Here is a 23,782-nt window from a genome sequence, read left to right on the forward strand (position 1 = left end):
CAATCTCTCTTCTGCTAAAACGCTGTTTCTGAATTGGCATCCGTCGAAACAGTTGCGGTTGGACCACAATCTCTCTTCTGCTAAAACGTGATCGGAGCGCACAAGTTCTATGCGATAGTTGCGGTTGGACCACAATCTCTCTTCTGCTAAAACATGAGCTGGTTGTAACGCTCTAACGATAAAGTTGCGGTTGGACCACAATCTCTCTTCTGCTAAAACGCACCCCGCCGTGAACATGCGTCTTAAGGCGTTGCGGTTGGACCACAATCTCTCTTCTGCTAAAACATCGCGGAATATCAGCCGATACGGACTCAAGTTGCGGTTGGACCACAATCTCTCTTCTGCTAAAACTGGCGAGTGTTGCTGACGCCTGCTCCTGCTGTTGCGGTTGGACCACAATCTCTCTTCTGCTAAAACTTTCAGACAACCAAAACCACAGTCATTACGTTGCGGTTGGACCACAATCTCTCTTCTGCTAAAACCCAAGCATTTCCGCTCCACTCATCGTAAGAGTTGCGGTTGGACCACAATCTCTCTTCTGCTAAAACTTCTGCGAGAGCCATGAGAACAGGTCTTTCGTTGCGGTTGGACCACAATCTCTCTTCTGCTAAAACTCGCGCAGAGGATTTTCTTTCGGTTTAGAAGTTGCGGTTGGACCACAATCTCTCTTCTGCTAAAACCACCTTCGGAAAAGCTCCTGATTTCAGGGGCTTTTTTGACGTTCTGGCGGGTTCACAATCCTCTTATTCGTCGTTCAGAACATTTCAAACTGGCTGGGATTTTTGCGCGAATCCTGTTTTGTTCTACCTGTATATGAAACGATGTTCTCATATTGCTTGTCAGTGAAATACAGAATATCGACCTTGCCGCCAGCGGGCAGTTTCATATGGACTTTGCGCGTCATGCTTTCTGCCTGTTCCTTACCGGCACAGAAACGAAGGTAAACGGAAAACTGGGCCATTTCGAAACCGAGGTCGAGGAGGTGGTTGCGAAAACCAGTTGCGGCCTTGCGTTCCTTTTTGGTTGTGACCGGCAAATCGAAAAGCACCATCATCCACATCATTCGGTATCCCGATAACATGTCGCTATCCCAGTTCAAGTGGAAGTGGGGCCAGCGGCAGGGCAAGGCTTTGGGCTTCACCAAGATAGCATTGCGCCAGCGACCCGGCGAGGCGATGCAGGCATTGCATGACCGGCGACGCACCCGCATCGGTTGGTAGGTCATGCGCGGTAACGCTTGCCAGCAGGCGTTTGGTCTCGCCTTGCAGTTCGATATCATTATCATCAACCCACAGGCGAAAAACAATCAGATCGACAATGGGACGAAACGGTTCGATCAAATCATCAACCAGATTCATCGGGTTTGCCCCGCTGCGATGATGCAGGCCAAGGGATGGGTGAAGCCCCGCCGCGATAGTGGCACGCGCGGTGGCCGCACGCAAAACGGCATAACCGTAATTGAGCGCGGCGTTTGGGCCGCTGCCAAACCGATCACGTCGGAATTCATTGCCAAACATTAATTGCCAGTATCGCTGGGCCGCCTGACCTTCAATATTTTCGGGATCGCCGGATTTAACATGCCGGATCAGGGAACCGACTGGAACATGTGGTTTACCCAATGTCCCAAGCACGGCGGCCTGTGCCTCGATCTTGGTCTGGACAAGCTGCTTCCACAGCCGGTTTTTCAGCGCGCGGCTGGCTTCGGCCTGGGCCATGATGCGTTTTGATTGCTGATGATGGGCATTGGCCGCCATCAGATAGCCAATCGGCATGTGATTGGGGCCGCAAAGCACGACCGGTACCGACCGTTCGGCCAGTTTGGCAATCAGGTTATTTGAATAGGTCAGGCCATGCGCCGAACAGATCAGCGCCCCAATATCATCAAGCGGCACCCGCCCGACCACATCATTGCCAGATCGGATTTCCATCGAACCACGGGCAATTGCAAGATGGCGGTCATCGCTGGCGATTTCTATGATCCGATCCATTATCCTTCCTTCGCCCGATAACCCCGGATTTTGCCAAGCGGATCGACAAACAGTTTTTGGGCTTTGCGCTTCCGAAGGCTCTCACCACTGCATGTATGGAACGAAAACGGATCATCTTTATCCCGGTTTCGACTATCTGTATTAGCTTCGTGGTGAGGGGTGAATACGACTTTGCCAGGAGACATTTTAACAATTCGGCAAACCGTCATGACCCCATCGATCTCGGCCATGATCATATCATCGCGAAACAGGCGCATGACCCGGTGGGCGGCAGGATGGTCGCGTTGCCATTGCGGCGTGAACCCTGGCTGAACCGCGTCAAAACGTGAAATGATTTCATCGCCCCATTTGCCATCCGGGCGTTCATAAATCTCGGCACACAGATTACCATCCCCTTTGTAGCCCTTATAGGCCTTGCCATCGCGGTCTTGGATCGGAATAACCGACATATTGAAGGTGACACGCACTCGTTTGGTCCCTGTTCGGACTGACCAGTCACGCAGGGCTTCCTTGAAGGCCAGCCCGGATGGCACACCGGCAACGGCATCCAGCAAACTTTGTCGGGTTGCCGCATCGCGGATGCTTTCGATCTCCTTTGTTCCCTTGAAGGACAGGACATCCTTACGGGTCACGACCTCGGACATGCCCTTGGCGTCGGTTTTGATGATGCCATAGGCGGTGTCATTATGAAGTGCGCCCGGTGTTGTATTACCTTTGGGGTGCCCCGGCACAAATCCTGCATCAGGTTTGTGCGACACAATAATCTGCTCGAGTATGTGGCGGATGTTGTCGCGGAAACCATCAAACGGATCGGGCATTTCGGCGATACTGCGATCAAGGTCTTCGGCCTCGGCAAGGGCGGCGCTACGTGAAACACGGTTGAGGATGCCACGGTCCGTCAGGCCGACAACAATCGCATCAATTGCATGGTGGCGGTGATCATCGCGGTTTTTGGTCGCGTTTCCGGTGGGCAAAATGCCATTCAGGCCCCAGTTGCGCCGCAGCCAGGCGGTCAGCCGACCCGGCGTGACCCAGACCTGATTGGGATCGCAGATTTTGGTGACATATTCGCGGGCGATACGACTTAAATACTGGGTGTCGGTCAATTGACGATCCAGAAAATCGCCCTCGCGCTCAAGGCGTTCCATGGCATCAGGGCCAAAACGCCATGATTTGTTTTTGGGCAGGCGCGCGGCGCGGGCGGCGATTTCCGGCCAGTCAAATCCGGGTTCGCGGTCACGTCCGAACGCCTCCCAAGGGGTGCGGTTGCCCTTGGCACGGTTGGCCCATACCATGCACAGTGTCTTGTTGGCCGGGCTGTTATCAAGGGATCGGGAGAAGGGCAGGATGTGTTCGATTTCAACTTCGGGCGAGAACAGGCGGGCCATTGAAATCGTCTCCCCGGTAAACGGGCAGGCACGGGCGGCAGCATTGTCTTCGTCAAGTTCCTCCCAAAGTCGCATGCGCAACATGTTTTCGGCATTTACGGCAATATGGGCCTCTTGCAATTTTTTGCGGCGCTGATCGTTCCTGTCCTGATTTTTCTTTTGCTCCTTACTAATGTCATCGCGTTTGGCCTTGCTTTGTTTCAGGTCGCGGGCAATTTCCATCACAACCTGATCCGGATGGCCGTATCGCGCAATTAGGGCATTGATGACTTTGCGCAATTGATTAAGGGCGATATGCACGGTGGGATTGGCGATTTTACCGTAACGCTTTTCGGGATTTTCACTTTTTCCATCGCCAAAAGCGACGTGGCGTTCGAGCGCAATGCCGTAGTAGGGAAGGTCGTCAAGGATGACGCCATCAGGCGGCAAGGCGTGCTCGTATCCGGCCTTCGTGCAGGCCTGATCATAGGGAAGATGATCATCGCGCATGATTTCAACAAGGGTTTCAAGCGCGGTTTTACCAAGGCGTGTGTGGCCATCGGGCAGTGGCGCATCGGCAATGACTTCGCAGCGGTCGTGATCAAAGCCGAAACGATCCTGAAGATATTGGATCAGGGTTTCCTCGTTTTCCTCGTGCAACAGCCTGTCAACGATTTCGCTTTGATCATTGAATGACAGTTCGCGCCATTTGGGTCCGAAATATTTTGGCCCGGCCAGTCTTGCGGCGGTTTCATCGCCCCTGAATTCCGATTGCTTTTCACTTTCATGGGAAAAGGCATATTCCGATCCGATGCCGATGGTTTTACGCATGGCTTTGAAGGTCAGCTTACCTTTGGCCAGAAGGTCGCGATACAGCGCCTTTTTCTGATCATTGTTGAGCGGGTGACGAACCAGATCGTTATCAATCAATCGCAGATCACCGACAAACTGCAAAATCCGAAAATGCTGTGCAATGGGCATAGCACGGGCGACCCGCTCCTCTGCCGGGTTGAAGCTGCATCTGCCGGCATCGGGTGTTTTGAGTTTGCGCTGATAAAATATGGCGTCACGGATGGCGTCGCGGGCAGAATCGGTCAGAAGGTCGGGATGAAAACGCTTCTGACTGTCCCATAACTTGTTGAATTCATCCTCAACGGCGTCGCGGGACGGATAGAAATCATAGACGGCCTTGGCTCCTTCGCCGCGCAGTTTGGAGCGCACGGACTTTGGATTGGTATCCATGGCCGGGGTCTGGTTGGCCTCGTGATGTCGATGCTGCAATTCGCCAAGGGTGCGGCATCCCTCGGAAAGAAGGGCTTCATGCAGTTTTTTCATCCCGATTTTGGTAATGCCGGTTTCACTGTTTTCACCGCGATCTGTCTTGCGGTTTGATTTGAAACCGCGTCGTTGATTAAGGTGAAACAGGGCGCGCCCGAAATGGTGGGGTGGTAAGGCGTCGTCCAGCCCGGCTGCGCGCAGGGCATAAGGATCGAGGCCTTCCAGTGCCTTTTGGTCGTCACGTGATTCCGGCATCAAACCTTTTGCGACAAGACGTTCCATCAGTTCGCTGCGTCGTTTGAGATAACGGTCGCGGCGGCGGCGCACCGCGCGGGCTTCGCGTCTGGCAACTGCAAGGGATTGTTTGTCTTTTGGGTTGCGTCCGTCAGGAAAAATGCGCACGCCGCAATCTGCAAGGGCGACGGGCCGAGTTTTGGGATCAAGTTCAAAAACCGCCCAACCAATCGAGTTTGTGCCAAGGTCGAATGAAAAACGATAAGACGACATTGTGATTCCCCGCGAGTTTTGCATCCCTTGTTTAATATTTCTTGATGCTAAAGCAGCAGGGAAATAACGTCCCCTATTCTTTTGGGGTAAAAAGATAGGCATATTACTCTTATAGCTAGTATGACTGGGACTTGACGTTCCAAACTGTTCTGCAGACAATAGGGATGTCTTTTAGCAGAAGACAGGTTGTGGTCTGGCTGTTAACAAGCTTTAGAGCACAAAATTACAAGGCAGGCTCCGGCCTGCCTTGTTCTGTTAACCGAAAAATGAAGCTGGTTTGAAGCGCAGACGCTTCTCAGAACTATCTGTATCGGCAGAAAGCCCACAAAAAGGTGGTCAGGCCGATCAACGGCCTCATAAGAAAGATAAATTGAACACCGTAGAAAGGAACTGGAAGGCCGGAACCAGTTCACCTCATGAGCAATCAAAGTGTACTTCAAAGCTCAGAAACAAGAGCTCCAATCAAACAGAACATGACTGAAAGCTTACTGAACCAAACATTTGATTAACGAATTGTCGTACTTTCGGCACGCCACTCTGCCAATGCACGCCTCAGCGTAAACTTGGACTCTTATCGCCGGCCTCTAACAACGCACGACCCAGCCAACATTTGGACTCCTGTCGCGTAATGCTCAGAAGCCCCAGAAGACCAGCGCATTTGAGGCTTGGACTTTTGTCGCGCTGCTCCAGCAACTATCAGCCCATCCACACCTTGACTCTTGTCGCGCAACACCCAAAGGCCGCAGAAAGCCGGCATATCTGAGGTTTGGACTTTTGGCGCGCCCCTCCAACAACTATCACCCCAGCCACACTTGGACTCTTGTCGCGCAACACCCAAGGCCGCAGAAAGCCGGCATATCTGAGATTTGGACTTTTGTCGCGTCCCTCAAACAACCATCACCTCAGCCATACTTGGACTCTTGTCGCGCATGCCCGATAGACCGCAGAAAGCCGGCGCATCTGAGATTTGGACTTTTGTCGCGTCCCTCAAACAACCATCACCTCAGCCATACTTGGACTTTTGTCGCGCATGCCCGATAGACCGCAGAAAACCGGCGCATTTAAGATTTGGACTTTTGTCGCGCTCTTCAGTTAACTTACACTTCCGCATTGAGGCTTTTGCGCAGCTGAATCAGATCGGAGTTTTTCTCAGCAAGCTTCTTCAAGGTCGAATTGACCCAAGCGCGGGAACGGCCGGTATATTTTGCCAAGGTGGATTGGCTCGGCCAGCAACACACCTGTGTGTTGGCATATTCTGCAAAGGCTGTAAGCAACCCATATCCAGATAGTGAAAAGTCGAAGCGCTGGATCAAAGAGAAGGGAACCATGGCAAACAGCGCCTTGCTGGACTTCGCGTACTGTAAGTTAGATTTAGGTCGGCCCTGCAAGGCGGGCCTCTCTATTTGTTAAGGTTGACGGCATCCTCCTTTTGAAGCTTGACTCGACGTTTGCGATCTTGAAGACGCGCCTCTACAGGCGTCGAAACGTAGAAGGCTTTTTTAAGCTGTTCTGGATCGCGATAGTGAAGCAGCAATCCTAAATCGGTCACTTTAACGGCACCCTTGCCAGATGCAGCAGAAGCGGCTGTTATCGCTTTGATGTGCCGATGCTTGAACTTTCCAGGTGTTTCGCCAGAGCCGAACAGGGAGGCCAAGTCAGACCAGTCAACCAGTTCTTTTGCCCCTGGATCTACTTGTGGCAGGCGGAAGGACAAGAACATCAGAAGGTCGATGGCCATTGATGAGGCAGATAGATTTGTCAGGGCCTCAGTAGGTATCGGGACCGAGTGATTGAGAAATCCTTCATATGCCTGCTTGGTCAGAACAATTGATGCTGGCCATTTCATCTTTTCAGGATGGCCATTCAGGTAATGCTCGATATCGTCCCTGGAGTAGGTCGCGCCCTCAATCATGCCATCAGGGTTGAATATCTTAACCTCTTGGTTGTCTTCATCCTGATAGGCCAGAGAAAAGTGTGTTTTGGTCAATCTGAGGATTTGCTCTTTCAACTGCGAAAGCGAATAACCGTTAACGGAAAGCCCGAGAGACGAGACCCATTCCTTGATGATGGGTATTTCAATTTCGCGGTTTCCTGGAAAACGCCCTGGCATATTCACTTGAGAAGAGAGCCATATCAGGGCCATCCGAGCTTTAGAGCCGTATGGAACGCCAATATAGTTCAGATCCTTATGTTCCCCATACTCTTCCCCAAGAGGTATTGGCGAAGCCGAAAACACAAGATTGTCCATGTTGCGCATGAAGGGCGCACTATCATCTTCAGGTTTGCGATGTGGCAGCCCAGACATTGTAAAAGTGTGGCGAACAAATGAGGTGCGATAGCTGACCCCCTGCTGAGTTTCCTCAGCAAGGCTTTCTTTGAAAAAACCTCCTTGCTTTGGTGACTGCATCTTTATTTCCCCGTTTTTATTCCGAGCCATGCCAGATTCTCAAATTAACTCAGGAATGGGACTAAAACCTGTGTTTTATCCCCAAGATTGGGGGGCCTGATAACACTCAAGCAATGAGCATTTTGACGGATTAAGCTAGACACTAGGACACGGTTGAAGCGTGCAAAAGGCATAGCAGTAGTCCTATGCCAACAAAACAATGCAAACACCCAAAGTATTGTATTGCCCGCAGAGGAGCGAGGTCATTGCGATGTCAACTGGTTAAAATCCTCTCAGAAATATGCAGTTTCAATATCAACTAGCTTGCTCCTAATCACCAAAGACCAGCCATGACCAGAATCAAGACATTCAATCAAAGGTTTAATTTTTAGAGGTATTTTGAGGAATTGAGGCGGGTAAATTTAAGCACAAGAGCTCATAAATTCTGGGTCATTCCGAATGCCATTTCCGGAATGAGGCTTTTTGAATTTACGGAATGAGATCTTTTGGCGTGATTATAAAAGCGCTGAAAGCTAGGAAAAGTGCGATGGTGCCCCCGGGGAGAATCGAACTCCCACTCACTAGGTGAAACAGATTTTGAGTCTGCCGCGTCTACCAATTCCGCCACAGGGGCAGGCAATACAGGTGCTGTTGCGCACCGTCCATCGACGGGCGGGATAATAGCTGTAAATTTCGCGGGGTCAATGGGGCTTTGTGCAAAAATGTTACTGATTTTGCGATCCCGAACTGCGTCATTGCGATCATCGGGAAAATGCGCTTTGATCGCGCCAAGTTTCCAGGCCAAGCGCCACCCGTCAAACCATCGTCAAACAAGATAAGGCGCATTTGCCGTGATCCGCAGTCTTTATGATTGGACCATGAATCTGGCCAGCCATCGCCATGCCGGATGGGCATTGTTTTTTATTGCCGTCATTGAAAGTTCGGTTTTTCCGATCCCGCCTGACATCCTTTTGATCCCCATGATCATTGCCGCCCCGACCCGGGCGTGGCGCTATGCGCTGATTTGCCTTGTCGGATCCGTCCTTGGTGGCGTGATCGGTTATGGCATCGGGTATTTTCTGTTTGAAACGGTCGGGCGCCCGGTGCTTGAGCTTTATGGCTATGGTGCCAAGTTTGACCAGTTCCGGGACTATTATAATGACTGGGGGGCCTGGGCTGTATTTATCGCCGGGGTCACACCATTCCCTTATAAGGTGATTACGATCCTGTCTGGCGTAACCGCCCTTGATCCGCTGGTCTTTACCGTGGCATCGATTGCCGCGCGCGGTTTGCGGTTCTTTGTCATTGCGGCATTGATCTGGAAATTCGGCCCGGCGATCCGTGATTTCATCGAAAAGCGTCTGGGCCTCGTTTTCACCATATTTATCGTGGTTCTTGTTGGTGGATTTGCCGCAATCAAACTGATTCCGCACGGCTAGTTCGATGAAGACATTTCAAGGAAGACGGGATTCGGATCTACTGATGTTAAAATTGCTTCGCCCGCACTACATGCCGGCCTTTGCGCCGATTGTGCTATTTCTGGTGTCAGTCGGAAGCATCGGCTTTGCCCTATATGCCCAATATGTGCAGAAATTGCTGCCCTGCATCCTGTGCCTTTATCAGCGCAAGCCGTTCTATATCGTGATCGGGCTGTCTGTTCTGGCACTCCTTCTGATCCGCTTTCCCAAGGCTGCACGTGCCATCGTCTATCTTTGCGGGCTGACCTTTGCGGTCGGTACCGGCATTGCGATTTACCATGTCGGGGTACAGGAACTGTGGTGGCAGGGCCCGGCCATGTGTGGTGGCGTGCAAAGTGGTGCAAGCTCCCTTGCCGAGCTCAAGGCGCAGCTTCTCGCCCAGCCGATCATTCGATGTGACAAGATCGACTGGACCCTGTTTGGCATCACCATGCCGACGGTCAATGTGTTCTTTTCGGCAGCCCTGACGGTATTTTGCCTGATCGCACCGTCGCGCTGGATGAAAAAGTAACCATATAACTTAGGCCGAAGTCACATCAGACCGCCGGTATTGAAACTGGCGGTATTGAACCGCCCTCATAAACACCACTTGAACCCGCCCACATCCTGGGCGGGTTTGTTTTTGATCGCAAACCCGCATAACGCGATCATTTGACCACAAAATGAACGATTCTTTATTTGATAATGAGAATTGTTATTGTTTGCACGAAATTCCCGGTTATATTTGCGCAGCGATTCCCTATGCAGAATCGCCATCAGACATCATGGACCACTCGCAGATCAAAGGACCGACCCAGGATTGCCCGACATGACGTTCCATCCGCAAATGACCAGCAGGATCGAAGGTATTTCACTTCTTGATGATTTGCGTTTCCGTCGCTGGAACGCTGCCATCACGGATTTGTGGCATGTCGAATGCGAACAGGAAGCCGGTGGCACCTATGTTTCGCGTGCGCCGTTGCTCGTCGCGATCCTCGACTGTATCGGGGACAGTCAGGTCAATGTCCGAACATCACGAGACAACACATGCACCACCGACCGAAAACAGGGATGCCTTTATTACGTCCCAGCCGGGATGGAAATTTCGTCGGAAATTCTCGGCAAATGCCGGTTACGCCATCTTGATATTCATCTTGATGTCGATGCGCTTGAAAACAGCATGGGCAATACAATTGACCTGAGCGTTCTTGAAACACCGCGCATGGGTTTCTGCGACCCGCGCATCAATACACTGGTCCGACTTCTGGCCAACGACCTGGAGAACGGCATGACCGGGCCCCAGATTTATGGCGAAGGACTGGTCACCGCCTTGACTGCGGCCCTTCTGACACCAAGCCAGACTGAGGAACCCCAACGCAAACGCGGCAAACTTGCCCCTTATCAGTTGCGCAAGACCGTCGACTATATCGAACAGAATTGCGGTCGCACGATCCGCCTTGATGAATTGGCGCAACTGACCGGATTGTCACAGTCCTATTTCTGCTCGGCCTTCCGGGAATCCACCGGCATGCCACCCCAGCAATGGCAGATGAAAGCACGGGTCGAGCGGGCAAAAAACCTTTTGAAAAAGGGCGACACACCGTTGGCGTCGGTTGCCGTTGGTCTTGGTTTCGCTGATCAGGCACACCTGACCAGGGTATTTCGCAAAATCGTCGGAACCACGCCTGGCGCCTGGCGCAAGGAACAGCTTGCCTAATTTTAGCCAAAATCTGTTCAATCCACCAAAATCCGGTTCAATATTTTCCCGTCGCGCGCGTGATAACCAAGGGCCCATCATGAAGATGGCCCGCAGGTTCCCGCCCAGCAGGTCGTCGCCAAAGACAACCGAGACAGGGAATTCAGATGCGTTTTACAGGACATAAATTGTCTAAGACACTTTTGCTTAGCACTGCCTTTGCCTTGAGCTTTGCTGCGCCGCAATTTGCGCGCGCGCAATCGGGTGAAGATGCCACAAATCAGACCGAAGCAACCGATGCGACCGAAACACCGGCGATCATGATTGAAGCCGAGGCACAGGCCGAGACATCAACCTCGCCAGTAGAAGGTTTTGTTGCAACCCAAAGCGGAACCGCAACCAAGACCAGCACCCCGATTGTCGAAACTCCGCGTTCGATTTCGGTGATCGGCACGGATGAAATCGAAGCCCGCCAGGCCGAAACCGTTATGGACGCACTGAAATATTCCCCAGGCATTCAGGCCGATCAGTCGGGCTTTGACACCCGCTATGACTGGTTCAAGGTCCGTGGCTTTTCCCAGCAGGATGTCGGTCTGTATCGTGACGGTATGCAGCTTCGTTCGTCGGGCTATGCATCCTTCCGTCAGGAAGCCTATGGTGCGGAGCGCATTGAATTGCTGCGCGGGCCGACCTCTGTCATGTATGGGCAAAACGCCCCGGGTGGCCTCGTAAACGTTGTTACCAAACGCCCGCATGAAGATATGGTCAATGAAGTCGCCCTGCAGCTTGGCAACTTCGACCACAAACAGGGCGCTTTTGATGTCGGTGGCAAGGCGATTGAAGATGGCAGCGTTCTGTATCGCCTGACCGGTCTGGTTCAGGATTCAGGAACCCAAACCAACATGGTCGATGACGATCGCGTTTACATCGCACCATCCCTTAAATGGCAGAGTGACGACACGTCGCTTACCCTTCTTAGCCATTACCAGCACGATGAAACCGGGTCAGCCAACAACTGGCTGCCAACGGTCGGCACCATCTATGCCGGCCCGAATGGTGCCATTCCGGTCGATGTCTTCACCGGCGAGCCCGGCTTTGAAGGATATGAGCGTATCCAGACATCTGTCGGTTACGAACTCAGCCATGACTTCACCAATGACGTCACCTTCCGCCAGAATGCCCGCTATGCCTTTGTCGATGTCGACTACAAAACCGCCTATGGCACGGGTTGGCGTGATGTGAATGCCGGCACCCTGAAACGCAGCACATTGCGCAGCGATCAGAATGCACATGCCATCACGATTGATAACCAGCTTGAAACCCGTTTCGATACGGGCAGCGTAGACCATACGCTTCTGACTGGTGTTGACTATCAGCATTACATCTATGACCGTTATGCCGCCTATGGTTCGGCGGCGGACCTGAATGTCTATAATCCGAGTTATGGCGGCGCAATCGGCGCTCTGACCACCTGGTATGACGATGACGTGACACTGCGTCAGCTGGGTCTTTATGCACAGGACCAGATCGATTTTGACGAGAACTGGACCCTGACCCTTGGCGGTCGTCAGGACTGGTCGGACGAGAAGAAATACGACAACACCAAAAACGGTGCAGAAAGCAGCAAAAACGATCATGCTTTCTCTGGTCAGGCCGGACTTGTCTATAAAACCGAGTTTGGACTTGTCCCCTATCTCAGCTACTCGGAATCCTTTAATCCGGTCGCAAGCCAAGGCAGCCAGAACTTCGAACCCGAAACCGGCCAGCAGGTCGAATTCGGCGCCAAGTACGAACCGCAATCCTTCAAGGGTATGCTCAGTGCCGCTATCTATGACCTGCGCCGCCAGAATGTCGTGACAACCGACCCCAACGACAGCGCACGCAAAGTTCAGACCGGCGAAGTACGCTCACGCGGGTTGGAACTTGAAGGCACAATTGAACCGGTTGCGGGTCTCGTTGCCAAGGCAGCTTACAGCTACAACGATTCCGAAATTACCAAGGACAATGACGGCAACCAGGGCAACACCCCTGATGGCGTCGCAGAGCACACGGCTTCGCTTTGGGCTGACTACACCCTGCAGACCGGTGCCCTTAAAGGCTTCGGCTTTAACGGGGGTGTTCGCTACCTTGGTGAGCAGTACGGCAACAAGAGCAACACTTTCCAGGTACCGGCAACCACCCTGTTTGATGCCGGGATCCATTATGAGCTTGATGGGTACCTGTTTGCGCTTAATGCAACCAACCTGACCGACGAACGCTGGGTTGCTTCGTGCGCCGGCTCGGATACCACCTGCTATTACGGTCAGGGTCGTACGGTCCTGGCAACGGTTAAATACCGCTGGTAGGACACGGTCTTCACCGAACATTAATGACCAAACGGTCCAGACAAAAAGCCGGCGGAATTTCCGTCGGCTTTTTTGTTGAGCGTATCGCAAAACCCGCGATCAGAAGTCGTATTCCAGTTCCGTATCCCAGTACAAAAAATCCCGCCAACTTTCGTGAAGATAGTTTGGCGGGAAGCGGCGTCCTGTTGACTGGAGTTCGTGCATGGTGGGCTGTCCCGGCGTCCTGCGCAGTCGCAGGCCCGCCTCGCGGACCGATCGGCTACCCTTGAACAGGTTGCAGTCAGAACAGGCCGTGACGATGTTTTCCCAGTTCGTACGCCCGCCCCGCGCCCGCGGGATCACGTGATCAAAGGTCAGCTCATTTGTCGGCAGACGATCACCGCAATACTGGCACGAAAATTCATCACGCAGGAACACGTTGAAACGGGTGAAAGCCGGGCTGCTTTTAAGCGGGACATATTCCTTGAGCGATATGACGCTGGGCAGCTTCATTTTAAAGGATGGGGAACGTACTTCGCGGTCATATTCGGAAAGAACATCGACGCGTTCAAGAAAGACCGCCTTGAGCGTATCCTGCCAGGACCAAAGAGACAGCGGGAAGTAGCTCAACGGCCGGAAGTCGGCGTTAAGAACAAGTGCCGGACACGCATTGGGCGATAAATGCATATCATCCGCTCCACCGTGTTTACCGAGTCGCTTGCCTTATTTAGCAGGTTCGGGAATCGCTGGTGATGAACATATCATGACGTTTCACCAAACCGGGCGACGCGGCGACGTAAACCACTGATAGAGCAAAGTATAGACCAATTTAGCAAAAGCGCAAAGCCCGTGTTCCGCCGAGTCGCGTTTTATCGGCGTCATGCCGGACCATCTCCCCCGAACAGCGCGGGAACCATGCTTGTGCGCGGCACAAAAAAAGCTGCACCACCGGTGATGGTACAGCTTGTTCCGTGGCCTTCTGACAGGCCAGTGATCAGAAAAACGAAAGGCCCGCCAGAAGCGAGCCCTCGTAAAATCTGTCTGTAAAGCAGAAGCCTGAATTAGGCAGCTTTTGCTTCAACAGCTTTGGCGACCTGGCGTTTGATTTTCACCAAATCTGCCGGCAGCTTTGCATTTGCAGTGCTGAGCAGATATGCATCCAGACCACCACGTTTTTCGATGGTGCGGACAGCATTGGTGGTCAGACGCAGACGCACCGAACGACCGAGCGACTCACTAAGCAGCGAGGTCGGCTGCAGGTTCGGGAGGAAACGACGTTTGGTACGATTGTGGGCGTGGCTCACATTCATGCCGACCAAAACGCCTTTGCCGGATACCGGGCAGCGACGTGCCATGACCTGATCTCCTGGTCTATAAATTCGCAAAAGGACGCTTGGCCTGAACATGCAGGCCCGCGCTTGGAAGCGGGTTAATACTGCCTATGACCAATGTCGTCAAGCCTTCATCAACCGAAAACCGCGACAAAAACGCTTATCCGAGCGGATTTGACGATAATCCGTGGTTTGGGTCGGTTTTTACCCAACTCAACCGCACGGAATCTGCGTCTTTTCAAACCGGCGCGACAATATCAAAGGCCACAAAACGCAGCAATCACCCCATATTCCAGGCACAAATCAACCGATTCCCCGACGGCCCGCAACCGATACCCGCCAGAATCGTGTTTTCAACGCCCGCACACAGCTTCGATTCCACATTCCGTCCGCAACGGCCCCAAACGACCCCACTGGCGGATCAATGGTCGATATGGACAGCTTATTGACACGGATCAAAACGCAAAGCTGTAAAGAATGGTAGCTTCAGCACCATGAGTTAAGAAATCCGTTTGGGGAGCATGACGGAACATGAAAACAGATAGCAAAGTATCACTGCCCCTTCTGGGCATTCTGCTGGTCGCGGTCGCAGGCCTGGTTCTTTATCTTGCCGGGTACGTTCTGGCGCATTTCGGCGTGCCTGTCGCTTCCTTCTGGATTTATGTCGCCCTGGCACTTGTTCCGGTTTGCTTCCTTGTGCTGATTGATTTCAGTCGCTGATCTGCCCCCAAGACAGAACAGCACAAAAACGGCCGATCACATGATGTGACAGGCCGTTTTTTTATGCGCACAGAGACTTTATGCCCGCACTCAGGATACCCGTGATATCAGCCGGCCCCTAACGGTCGGAAAGGGATTTCAGCGTCGGGGCATCTTCGACCTGCCAATGGCAATCCAGACAGGGAAGCGCGCCCGGACGGGCAAAGAAATACCCCTGATAGGCATCAACCCCCAATGATTGCAGAAGGTTTCGCTGCTGGTCGGTTTCCACACCTTCGGCAATCACCTGCAAACCGAAACGATGCGCAATCAGGATCGCGCCTTCGATCACCACACGGGCATTCTCGTCCATTTCAAGGATAAAGGATTTGTCGATCTTGACCGCATCGATCTGAATTTGATGCAGACGCGACAGGGATGAATATCCGGTCCCGAAATCGTCAATGTGAATGCCGATACCCATATCGAACAGATCATCAATTACCCGGGAAATCATCGATCGCTGGCGTTCTTCAAAGATTGATTCGGTAACTTCGAGAATAAGCCGCGTTGGTACCATTCCCGTTTCACTCAGGATTTGCGCCACCATTTCGGTAAATCCGGGTGCCACAAGCTGACGGATCGAGACATTAACAGCGATCTTTGTTTCGTCCGCCCTGTCCGTTGCAGCACAGATTTCCCGACAGGCTGTCCGCATGCACCATTCGCCAATTTCAACGATCAAGGCACTTTCTTCGGCAATCGGGATGAATTCGTCAGGCGGCACGAGGCCAAGCTCATTGCTGTTCCAGCGCAGTAGGGCCTCGTAAGAGACGATCTGGCCATCATCGGCATCGATGACCGGCTGATATTCAAGATAGAACTCACCAATGCCAAGGGCACGACGAAGGGCCTGATTGATGGCAAGGCGGCGTTCCTGTTCGGTCAGAAGCGTTTTGTCATAGTTGCGCACACTGCCACGCCCGGATCGTTTGACCTCGGCCGCAGCAAGGTCGGCCCAATGGATCAGTTCGGAAATCCCCGGGTTTTTGGCCGCAGCAAACGCCACACCGGTGCTGAACCCGACATGAAGCGAATGCCCGCAAATCATGATGGGCTGACTGATTGAAGCACGCGCCTTTTCAATCGTATTTTCAACCAGCCCATGCAGCTCGTCATGCGGAGCTGCAAGCACCATCAGGAATTCATCCCCGCCCCAGCGTCCCACCGCGTGCTGATCATCGACATAAGCCTTTAGACGGTCACTGACAATGCGCAGGACCTCGTCACCGATGGCATGACTAAGCCCGTCATTGATCTGTTTGAAGCGATCAAGATCGATGAACAGAACCGCGTAATCAAGATCGTCGGATGATTGGCGTTTCTGATTGAACCAAGCCGCAATGCCATCGCGGTTCAGAATGCCGGTCAGCGCGTCATGTTCGACCAGATTTCTGAGTTCCTCAGTCCGTTCTTCGACCCGTGCTTCAAGCGTCGCATTCCAGTTTTCCATGATGCGGTTCTTCTGGCGCAAATCTTCGACCAAACCGTCATTTCGATGTTTCAGCACCAGTGACCGGAACAGGACAACGTGATTGTTCCGATGCGTAACCAGCATCACCATCAAAAAGATGATGGTCATGATGGCAAGAACATAGTTGGCATCGGCCATAACCGTAAAAATGATCACCGGCGGAAACAGAAGCGCCGTCAGATAGAGCCGCCCGACCAGAAATATCGGCGCCAGAATCCCCGTGGCACCGCCCGCCAGACCGGCAAACATGATCAATGTCATGAACTGGCTTTCGCCGCGCACGATCGGAATTTCAATAATACCGATCACTGCCCACAAGATGGCCGCCGACAGGACACCAAGCGCATATCGCCGCTGCCAGATATAAAAGGCATCGGCATCGAGTTCCGCGACCTTTGCGCGTTCACGATGATAAAGATACCCGCCCCACAGACGAACAGCGCATAAAAAAGCAAGGATTACAGACCACCAAACGGTGATCGCAACCAGATCCCCCAGCAACCCCAGAATGATCACAAGGCCGCCTGCCGCCGCAAGATTGACAATGATATTTGCCCAGTTGTTGCGATAGGCCAGATCCAGCAGGTCACGGCGGACCTTGCCGGTGATCTCGTCACCGGCTTGTAGTGCAATTTGGGGATCAACAAATCGGCTTGCGATCTTTTTGACCAAACCGGCACATTTTTCCATCTGGTCTGGTTGCCTCTGACATCGTCGCTTGAACTTACAATCCTATAGATAGGTACTATTCAACGACAACGAGAATATCGACAACAACAAAGATCGGATAAATCCGGCCTCCTGATTTGGCCATCAAAAGAACGGGATCAGGGGCTTCAGCCCCCGATCCTGTTCGTTCACATCAGAAAATCAAAATATTTCAAAGACCCGACCGGTCTGAAGACCTTCGACCGATTTGGCATAGCCAAGAGCCGCACGGGCAGCTGGCACCGGATCATGGCCGCGGAAATAGGGGGCGTAGCCTTCCATCGCCTCGGTAATGACGCCGGGGCTGACCGCGTTGATTCGATGTCCCGGCTTCATTTCGATGGCCGCCGACTTCACAAACCCTTCGATTGCGCCATTCACCATGGAGGCCGAACTGCCAAACTCGATCGGGTCCTTGGCCAGAATGCCCGTGGTCAGGGTGAAGGATGCCCGGTCCGCAACATAGTCCCGCCCGATCAGGACCAGATTGATCTGCCCGAACAGTTTATCATCAATCCCGATGCGGTATTTGTCTTCGTCCATGTCGGCGAAATCGCCAAAATGGACCTTGCCGGTGGTTGAAACCACCGCATCCACCGTTCCGACCTTTTCAAACATCGCACGAATGGAAGCCTTGTCTTTCAGGTCGACATTCACATCACCGCTGTTGCGTGACGCGCGGATGATTTCGTGACGCGGCGACAATTCGGCATCAACACCTTTGCCGATAATCCCAGATGCGCCGATCAAAAGAACCTTCATGTCATTCTCCATAGATGAAAACTGCACTGACTGGATGATTTCACAGAACAGTTGGCGCGATAATCTGGATAATCCCGAACCATTCGTTTAGTATTTTAAACAATGAAAGATTATCTCAGCGAAATGCGCAGCTTTGCTGCGGTTATCAAACAGGGCAGTTTCACCGATGCCGCCCGCGCCACCGGCGTGTCCAAGGGCCTGATCAGCCAACATGTCAAACGGCTTGAAGATGCTCTTGGCGCGCAATTGCTGTTTCGGTCGACCCGGAAACTGGAACTGACCGAAATCGGTGCGACCTTTCTGGAATATTGCGAAACGATCACCCAAAGCGCCGATGCCGCGTTCGAGGCGGTCGAAGCCCTGCGCGGGGAGCCGGTCGGCACTGTGCGCATCACGGTTCCCGTGTCGTTTGGCGAAATGTTTTTGCAAGACATCATCGTGGCCTTTCAACAGGCCCACCCACGTATCCAGATCGAAATGGAACTGGAAAACACGTTCCGCGACCTGCAATCAGCCCATATTGATATTGCCATTCGCGCCGGGCTGACCGATGATCCCGATCAGGTCGCCATTCCGCTCGGTCAACTTTCCGAATTGATCTGTGCCAGCCCCGAATACTGGCAAGCCCATCCCAAACCGCAAACGCCGGCCGATCTTGTCCATCACAACTGTCTGGTCAATTTCCAGTATTACAAGGATCGCAAATGGGTGTTCTTTTCCGATGACGGACCAACATCCATCACGGCCGAAGGCAATTTGCGCCTGAACCACTATCCGCTGATCCGCAATGCCACGGTTCAGGGACTGGGCGTTGCGCGTTTGCCGCGATATGTCGCCATGCCTGAAATTCGCGCCGGTCGGATTGAAACAGCCCTTGAAAATTATCGGTCACCTTTGCGGCCGATCTATCTTGTTTATCCCTATCAGGGGAACCTGCCGATCAAGAACCGGCTGATGATCGATTTCATCCGCAACTGGTTTGCCGATCGCCCGGACTTGCTTGAAACCACATCGACATCGCAAAGCGATCAGAACTGATCCGCCAACAGCCGGACATCATCGGGGTTCATGCCATCTTCGCGCATTGATCGCAGCGTCTTTGACTTGTCGCGTTTGGCAAACCGTTTGCCATCAGGACCGGTCAGAAGCCCGTGGTGGTGATATTCCGGAACGTCATAGCCCAGAAGTTCCTGCAACAAACGGTGCAGATGGCTGGCAAAGAACAAATCCTGCCCGCGGGTGACAAGACTGATCCCCTGAAGATGATCATCATGGGTCACGGAAACATGATAGCTGGTTGGTGTATCCTTACGCGCCAGAACCACATCGCCAAAGATTTCCGGGGTTGCGATCTGTCGACCGGCGGCGCGGTCAAACCACACCAGTTCGCGCCCGACACGTTTGATCGCGCCATCCATATCCAGTCGCAGCGCAAAGCTTTCCCCGGCCGCAATCCTGTCTGAACGTTCCTGGGCGGAACAATGACGACATGTCCCGGGATAAAGCGCCCCATCGGGTCCGTGCGGTGCATTGCCGATCCGTTCGATTTCGGCCTGAATGTCCTTGCGGGTACAGAAACAAGGATACAGCAACCCCATTTCCGTCAGGCGATCAAGCACCGCCTGGTAATCGGCGAAATGTTCTGACTGAACACGCACCGGTTCTTCCCATCGCAGGCCAAGCCAGGCCAGGTCTTCAAAAATCGCATGCAGATATTCCGGGCGACAGCGGGTTTGGTCGATATCTTCGATCCGCAAAAGAAAACGGCCATACGGCCCGGCCTGTTTCATTGAAAACAGCGCGGAGGCCGCATGGCCAAGATGCAGATATCCGGTCGGGCTTGGTGCAAATCGGGTGATCGCCGTCATCCTTTGCGCACCCTGCCCTTACCAGCGGTCGCGGTCACCCGCAGCGCGGTCGCGTGCCTGCCCGCCATCGGCGGGGACATGGCGCATCGGGCGTTTGGGTTGGCGCGCACCCTGTTCATCAAACAGGTCCGAAAGCTCGGCAAGCATTGTACCGCCAAGTTCTTCGGGATCATTGATCGTCACGGCACGCCGGTAATAGCGTGTCACGTCATGGCCGATACCAATCGCCAGAAGTTCGACCGGTGATCTTGTTTCGATCCATTCGATCACTTCGCGCAAATGCCGTTCCAGATAATTTCCGGAATTGACCGAAAGCGTCGAATCATCGACCGGCGCACCGTCGGAAATTACCATCAAAATCCGGCGTTGTTCGGAACGACCAAGCAAACGTTCATGAGCCCAAAGCAGTGCTTCGCCGTCGATATTTTCCTTAAGCAGCCCTTCGCGCAGCATCAGACCAAGGTTTTTGCGGGCCCGACGCCACGGCGTATCGGCCGCCTTGTAGATGATGTGGCGCAGGTCGTTCAGACGTCCCGGTTTGGGAGGCTTGCCACTATCGACCCAGCGTTCGCGTGACTGACCACCTTTCCACTGACGGGTGGTGAAACCGAGAATTTCGACTTTCACACCGCACCGCTCAAGCGTGCGTGCCAGAATATCTGCCGACAGGGCGGCAATCGTGATCGGACGCCCCCGCATGGAGCCGGAATTGTCGATCAGAAGGGTCACGACCGTATCGCGGAAATCGGTATCCTGTTCCTGCTTGAACGACAGTGACGTCGACGGTGTTGCCACGATACGGGCAAGCTTGGCCGCATCAAGAATGCCTTCTTCCAGGTCAAAGTCCCAGCCACGGTTCTGCTGCGCCATCAGGCGACGCTGCAACCGGTTGGCAAGACGCGACACCACGTTCTGAAGGTTGGCAAGCTGCTTATCAAGCATCGCGCGCAACCGCGACAATTCAAGATTTTCGCACAGGTCATCGGCGGTTACGACTTCGTCATATTCGCGCGTGAAGGGCTCATAGCCGCGTTCGACCGGTTCGTTTCGACCATCAAATTCCGGCTGTTCGCCCGGTCCGGCAGGCTTTTCTTCCTGCGACATGGCTTCAAGCTGCTGGTCGTCAATATCGCCTTCGCCGGCTTCGGCATCTTCGGACCCGGCTTCCTGTTGCTGGTCACTGCCATCGGGTTCGGAATCGTCATTCTGGCCCTGCTGACCGCCCTGACTTTCCATTTCTTCCTGTTCCGGGTCGTTTTCGCCTTCCTTGTTTTCGTCGTCCTCGCCTTCCTGTTCGGGCGGGGCGTCATCAAGGTCGTCTTCCAGCGACAAATGATCAAGCAAACGGCGCATGCCGCGGGCAAAAGCTTCTTGGTCATCAAGAACATCACGCAGGTCCGAAAGATCAGCCCCGGCGTTTTCTTCGATATGGGTCCGCCACAGATCAATCAGCGGACGAGCACTTTCCGGTGCGCGTTCGCCGGTAAAAATCTCGCGGGCCAGCATGCCGATCGCATCGGCAAACGGTGCATCGTCACGCGATGTCAGACGATGAAAGTTCTTGGCGTGGCAATCCTGTTCGGCATGGTCACGCAGGTTTTTGCGCACCCCGGGGAAATAGCGTGATCCCACGGCCTCGACCCGTGCTGTTTCAAGCGCATCGTAAACAGCCTGAGCCTCGGCTGTTTCGGGCATGCGTTTGGCATGCAGGGCAACGTCGTGGTGGCGCATTTTAAGCGCCCAGCCATCGGCAATGCCGCGCAGGTCTGCGACTTCGTCCTTGGGCAATGCCTGTTTGGGCATGGGCAAACGGACATGTTCGCCATATCCGCCCGGGCGCCCGCCTTTGACAAAGCCGACTTCCAGATCATTGCGCCCGGCAAGCGCGCGAAATGTCGCCGCCGTGCCGCGCAAGAACCCGGAAAGAGCCTCATCATTCTTCATCTTACTACTCGCTTGTGGGACCAGCTCGCCAATCTGCTTTAAGGACACGCCTTAGCGCACCATCACATTGATGGCTTCTTCAGGCAGCTCTTCGCCAAAGCAACGCTGATAATATTCCGCCAGGATCGGGCGTTCGACCTCGTCGCAACGATTAAGGAACGTCACCCGGAACGCATAGGAAATATCACCGAAAATCTTGGCGTTTTCGGCCAGCGTAATCACGGTACGCGGGCTCATGACGGTCGAAATATCGCCAGACACAAATCCCTGACGGGTCAGGTTGGCAAGAGCCACCATTGCTTCGATCTTCTGGCGGCCCTCGGCGGTGTCGAACGCCGGAACCTTGGCGGCAACGATGTTGGTTTCATCGGCAACCGACAGATAGTTCAGTGTGGCGACAATCGACCAGCGGTCCATCTGGGCCTGGTTGATCTGCTGGGTGCCGTGATACAGACCGGTGGTATCGCCAAGACCAACCGTGTTTGACGTTGCAAACAGGCGGAAATGCGAATGCGGATGGATGACCTTGTTCTGATCAAGAAGGGTCAGCTTGCCGTCGACTTCCAGAACACGCTGGATCACGAACATGACGTCCGGGCGACCGGCATCATATTCATCAAACACCATCGCGACCGGGCGTTTGAGCGCCCAGGGCAGAATGCCTTCGCGGAATTCGGTGATCTGTTTGCCATCCCGAAGAACGATTGCGTCCTTGCCGATCAGGTCGATACGGCTGATGTGACTGTCAAGGTTGACGCGCACACACGGCCAGTTCAGACGCGATGCCACCTGTTCGATATGGGTCGATTTGCCCGTACCGTGATACCCCTGGATCATCACACGGCGGTTGTGGGCAAAGCCCGCAAGAATGGCCAGCGTGGTGTCGCGGTCAAAACGATAGGTCGGATCAGCGACCGGCACATGTTCGCTGCCCTGGCTGAATGCCGGGACTTCCATATCAACATCAATCCCGAACGTTTCGCGCACGGAAATGGTGGTATCTGGGGCATCAAGCGGATGTTCTGCCGCCGCACCCGTCGCTTCGTAACCTTGGCTCATAAGTACTCGCGCATTTCTCGGACCGACGCTGGTGACGCGGTCGTTTCGTTAAACTTGCTCATTAATAGCGGTTTAGGCGCATCACTCAAAGGGAAGATGCGCAAAAAATCTCTATTACCGCAAAAGGTTTGCTCGATAAGACATCCCCGATACGCAAACCGCAACCAGATTGACCAGATTTTTTGGAATTATTGCAGCGGAACCTGCCCGCTTACAGGGTCACGCGGGCCTCAAGATCGCGGATATAGCTCATAAGCGAACTATAGGCCGCGCTGATCTTTTTAAAGCGTTCCTCGGCAACCTTGTCACCGCCATTGGCGTCGGGATGGTATTTTTTGGACAGTGCCTTGTACTTGGCCTTGAGCTCGTCCCGGGTGAACGGCCAGCCAAGATCAAGGGTCGCCATCGCCTGTTGCTGTTCGCTGGGCATGCCAAGGGCACCGGCACGGCGCTGGGCATCTTCGCTTTTGCGGCGCTGTTCGGCACGGGCATCGCCGCCCGGACCATGATGGGTCTGCTCACCGTCTTCGTTAAAGAAGCCGAACCCGTCCTTGAATTTGAAATTGAACGGCTTTTTGGAACCGCGAATATGTCCGAACTTCCAGGTCGGGCGCTGCCAGTGGGTATCGCGACGCACGTCGTTTTCGATATCCTCGGCTTTCATGCCTTCATAATAGTTCCAGGATTTGTTGTATTCGCGCACGTGATCAAGGCAGAACTTGTAATAGTCACGCAGCTTGCGATCCTTGGGCGCGCGGAATTCACCATGGCCGTCACAGCCCGGCCAATCACAATCGGGCAGGATCGGTTCATTGTGATACAGCGTCTTGCGCTTGTTGCGGTGTCCTCGGTTCATCTGGGTCTATATGTTCTG

20 protein-coding genes, 1 tRNA gene and 1 CRISPR repeat array are annotated in these 23,782 nt (G+C 53.5%); of the genes, 7 read left to right on the forward strand and 14 right to left on the reverse strand.

Annotation, left to right across the window (positions count from 1 at the left end; genetic code table 11):
* The first annotated feature begins 51 nt into the window (after nucleotides 1-51).
* Nucleotides 52-680: a CRISPR direct-repeat array (repeat unit 36 nt; unit sequence GTTGCGGTTGGACCACAATCTCTCTTCTGCTAAAAC).
* A 74-nt stretch (nucleotides 681-754) separates the two neighbouring features.
* The 6 genes from cas2 to AUQ42_RS14175 form a co-directional block, all read right to left on the reverse strand.
* Entirely contained in the window at nucleotides 755-1,063 is a 309-nt protein-coding gene (gene cas2 / locus AUQ42_RS14150) for a CRISPR-associated endonuclease Cas2 (protein WP_231856780.1), read from the reverse strand.
* A gap of 22 nt (nucleotides 1,064-1,085) precedes the next feature.
* Nucleotides 1,086-1,988: a type II CRISPR-associated endonuclease Cas1 gene (cas1, locus tag AUQ42_RS14155; RefSeq protein WP_197460860.1), complete on the reverse strand. Its 903-nt coding sequence runs from the start codon at nucleotides 1,986-1,988 to the stop codon at nucleotides 1,086-1,088.
* Nucleotides 1,988-5,140, reverse strand: coding sequence for a type II CRISPR RNA-guided endonuclease Cas9 (gene cas9 / locus AUQ42_RS14160; RefSeq protein ID WP_068519745.1), 3,153 nt, complete (start codon nucleotides 5,138-5,140; stop codon nucleotides 1,988-1,990). Before cas9 ends, cas1 begins: the two co-directional genes overlap by 1 nt.
* A 1,097-nt stretch (nucleotides 5,141-6,237) precedes the next feature.
* Nucleotides 6,238-6,528: a helix-turn-helix domain-containing protein gene (locus AUQ42_RS14165; RefSeq protein ID WP_156480889.1), complete on the reverse strand. Its 291-nt coding sequence runs from the start codon at nucleotides 6,526-6,528 to the stop codon at nucleotides 6,238-6,240.
* Between the two features lie 11 nt (nucleotides 6,529-6,539).
* Nucleotides 6,540-7,547: a replication protein RepA gene (locus AUQ42_RS14170; RefSeq protein WP_197460861.1), complete on the reverse strand. Its 1,008-nt coding sequence runs from the start codon at nucleotides 7,545-7,547 to the stop codon at nucleotides 6,540-6,542.
* A 527-nt stretch (nucleotides 7,548-8,074) separates the two neighbouring features.
* A tRNA-Leu gene (locus tag AUQ42_RS14175) sits at nucleotides 8,075-8,160 on the reverse strand.
* Nucleotides 8,161-8,377: 217 nt separating this feature from the next.
* Between AUQ42_RS14175 and AUQ42_RS14180 the strand changes: the two genes are divergently transcribed.
* The 4 genes from AUQ42_RS14180 (at nucleotide 8,378) to AUQ42_RS14195 (ending at nucleotide 13,024) form a co-directional block, all read left to right on the forward strand.
* Nucleotides 8,378-8,965, forward strand: a complete 588-nt coding sequence (locus AUQ42_RS14180; protein ID WP_068519748.1) for a YqaA family protein — start codon at nucleotides 8,378-8,380, stop codon at nucleotides 8,963-8,965.
* A 43-nt stretch (nucleotides 8,966-9,008) separates the two neighbouring features.
* Nucleotides 9,009-9,515, forward strand: a complete 507-nt coding sequence (locus AUQ42_RS14185) for a disulfide bond formation protein B (protein WP_068519749.1) — start codon at nucleotides 9,009-9,011, stop codon at nucleotides 9,513-9,515.
* A gap of 297 nt (nucleotides 9,516-9,812) precedes the next feature.
* Nucleotides 9,813-10,700, forward strand: coding sequence for an AraC family transcriptional regulator (locus AUQ42_RS14190; protein WP_068519750.1), 888 nt, complete (start codon nucleotides 9,813-9,815; stop codon nucleotides 10,698-10,700).
* Nucleotides 10,701-10,867: 167 nt separating this feature from the next.
* Nucleotides 10,868-13,024: a TonB-dependent siderophore receptor gene (locus AUQ42_RS14195; protein ID WP_197460862.1), complete on the forward strand. Its 2,157-nt coding sequence runs from the start codon at nucleotides 10,868-10,870 to the stop codon at nucleotides 13,022-13,024.
* A 99-nt stretch (nucleotides 13,025-13,123) separates the two neighbouring features.
* On the opposite strand, the gene AUQ42_RS14200 is transcribed toward AUQ42_RS14195, so the two are convergent.
* A complete protein-coding gene (locus AUQ42_RS14200; RefSeq protein ID WP_068519752.1) occupies nucleotides 13,124-13,690 on the reverse strand; it encodes an HNH endonuclease in 567 nt (188 codons plus the stop codon).
* A 374-nt stretch (nucleotides 13,691-14,064) separates the two neighbouring features.
* Nucleotides 14,065-14,358, reverse strand: coding sequence for a 50S ribosomal protein L28 (gene rpmB, locus AUQ42_RS14205; protein WP_008889909.1), 294 nt, complete (start codon nucleotides 14,356-14,358; stop codon nucleotides 14,065-14,067).
* A gap of 86 nt (nucleotides 14,359-14,444) precedes the next feature.
* Between rpmB and AUQ42_RS14210 the strand changes: the two genes are divergently transcribed.
* On the forward strand, nucleotides 14,445-14,783 hold the full coding sequence (locus tag AUQ42_RS14210; protein WP_068519753.1) for a hypothetical protein: 339 nt from the start codon (nucleotides 14,445-14,447) through the stop codon (nucleotides 14,781-14,783).
* 82 nt (nucleotides 14,784-14,865) lie between these two features.
* Nucleotides 14,866-15,054, forward strand: coding sequence for a hypothetical protein (locus tag AUQ42_RS14215; protein ID WP_068519754.1), 189 nt, complete (start codon nucleotides 14,866-14,868; stop codon nucleotides 15,052-15,054).
* Between the two features lie 118 nt (nucleotides 15,055-15,172).
* Here AUQ42_RS14215 and AUQ42_RS14220 read toward each other — a convergent pair whose 3' ends face one another.
* Nucleotides 15,173-17,257, reverse strand: a complete 2,085-nt coding sequence (locus tag AUQ42_RS14220; RefSeq protein ID WP_068519755.1) for a bifunctional diguanylate cyclase/phosphodiesterase — start codon at nucleotides 17,255-17,257, stop codon at nucleotides 15,173-15,175.
* Between the two features lie 180 nt (nucleotides 17,258-17,437).
* Nucleotides 17,438-18,037: a short chain dehydrogenase gene (locus tag AUQ42_RS14225; protein ID WP_068520000.1), complete on the reverse strand. Its 600-nt coding sequence runs from the start codon at nucleotides 18,035-18,037 to the stop codon at nucleotides 17,438-17,440.
* Nucleotides 18,038-18,139: 102 nt separating this feature from the next.
* Here AUQ42_RS14225 and AUQ42_RS14230 point away from each other — a divergent pair, with 102 nt between their 5' ends.
* Nucleotides 18,140-19,075 carry a LysR family transcriptional regulator gene (locus AUQ42_RS14230; protein WP_068519756.1) on the forward strand — a complete coding sequence of 312 codons (936 nt, stop codon included), beginning with the start codon at nucleotides 18,140-18,142 and terminating at the stop codon, nucleotides 19,073-19,075.
* On the opposite strand, the gene gluQRS is transcribed toward AUQ42_RS14230, so the two are convergent.
* The 4 genes from gluQRS to AUQ42_RS14250 all read right to left on the reverse strand — a co-directional run bounded on the left by gluQRS (nucleotide 19,066) and on the right by AUQ42_RS14250 (nucleotide 23,764).
* On the reverse strand, nucleotides 19,066-19,905 hold the full coding sequence (gluQRS, locus tag AUQ42_RS14235; RefSeq protein WP_068519757.1) for a tRNA glutamyl-Q(34) synthetase GluQRS: 840 nt from the start codon (nucleotides 19,903-19,905) through the stop codon (nucleotides 19,066-19,068). The genes AUQ42_RS14230 and gluQRS overlap by 10 nt on opposite strands.
* A gap of 18 nt (nucleotides 19,906-19,923) precedes the next feature.
* Nucleotides 19,924-21,849 (reverse strand): cobaltochelatase subunit CobT, encoded by a 1,926-nt coding sequence (gene cobT / locus AUQ42_RS14240; protein ID WP_068519758.1) that lies wholly within the window; start codon nucleotides 21,847-21,849, stop codon nucleotides 19,924-19,926.
* Nucleotides 21,850-21,900: 51 nt separating this feature from the next.
* Nucleotides 21,901-22,908, reverse strand: a complete 1,008-nt coding sequence (gene cobS / locus AUQ42_RS14245; RefSeq protein ID WP_068519759.1) for a cobaltochelatase subunit CobS — start codon at nucleotides 22,906-22,908, stop codon at nucleotides 21,901-21,903.
* A gap of 211 nt (nucleotides 22,909-23,119) precedes the next feature.
* On the reverse strand, nucleotides 23,120-23,764 hold the full coding sequence (locus AUQ42_RS14250; RefSeq protein WP_068519760.1) for a J domain-containing protein: 645 nt from the start codon (nucleotides 23,762-23,764) through the stop codon (nucleotides 23,120-23,122).
* Nucleotides 23,765-23,782: the final 18 nt, after the last annotated feature.

It is taken from the genome of Thalassospira sp. MCCC 1A02491, from assembly GCF_001613785.1.
In the GTDB taxonomy this organism is placed as follows: Bacteria; Pseudomonadota; Alphaproteobacteria; order Rhodospirillales; family Thalassospiraceae; genus Thalassospira; species Thalassospira povalilytica.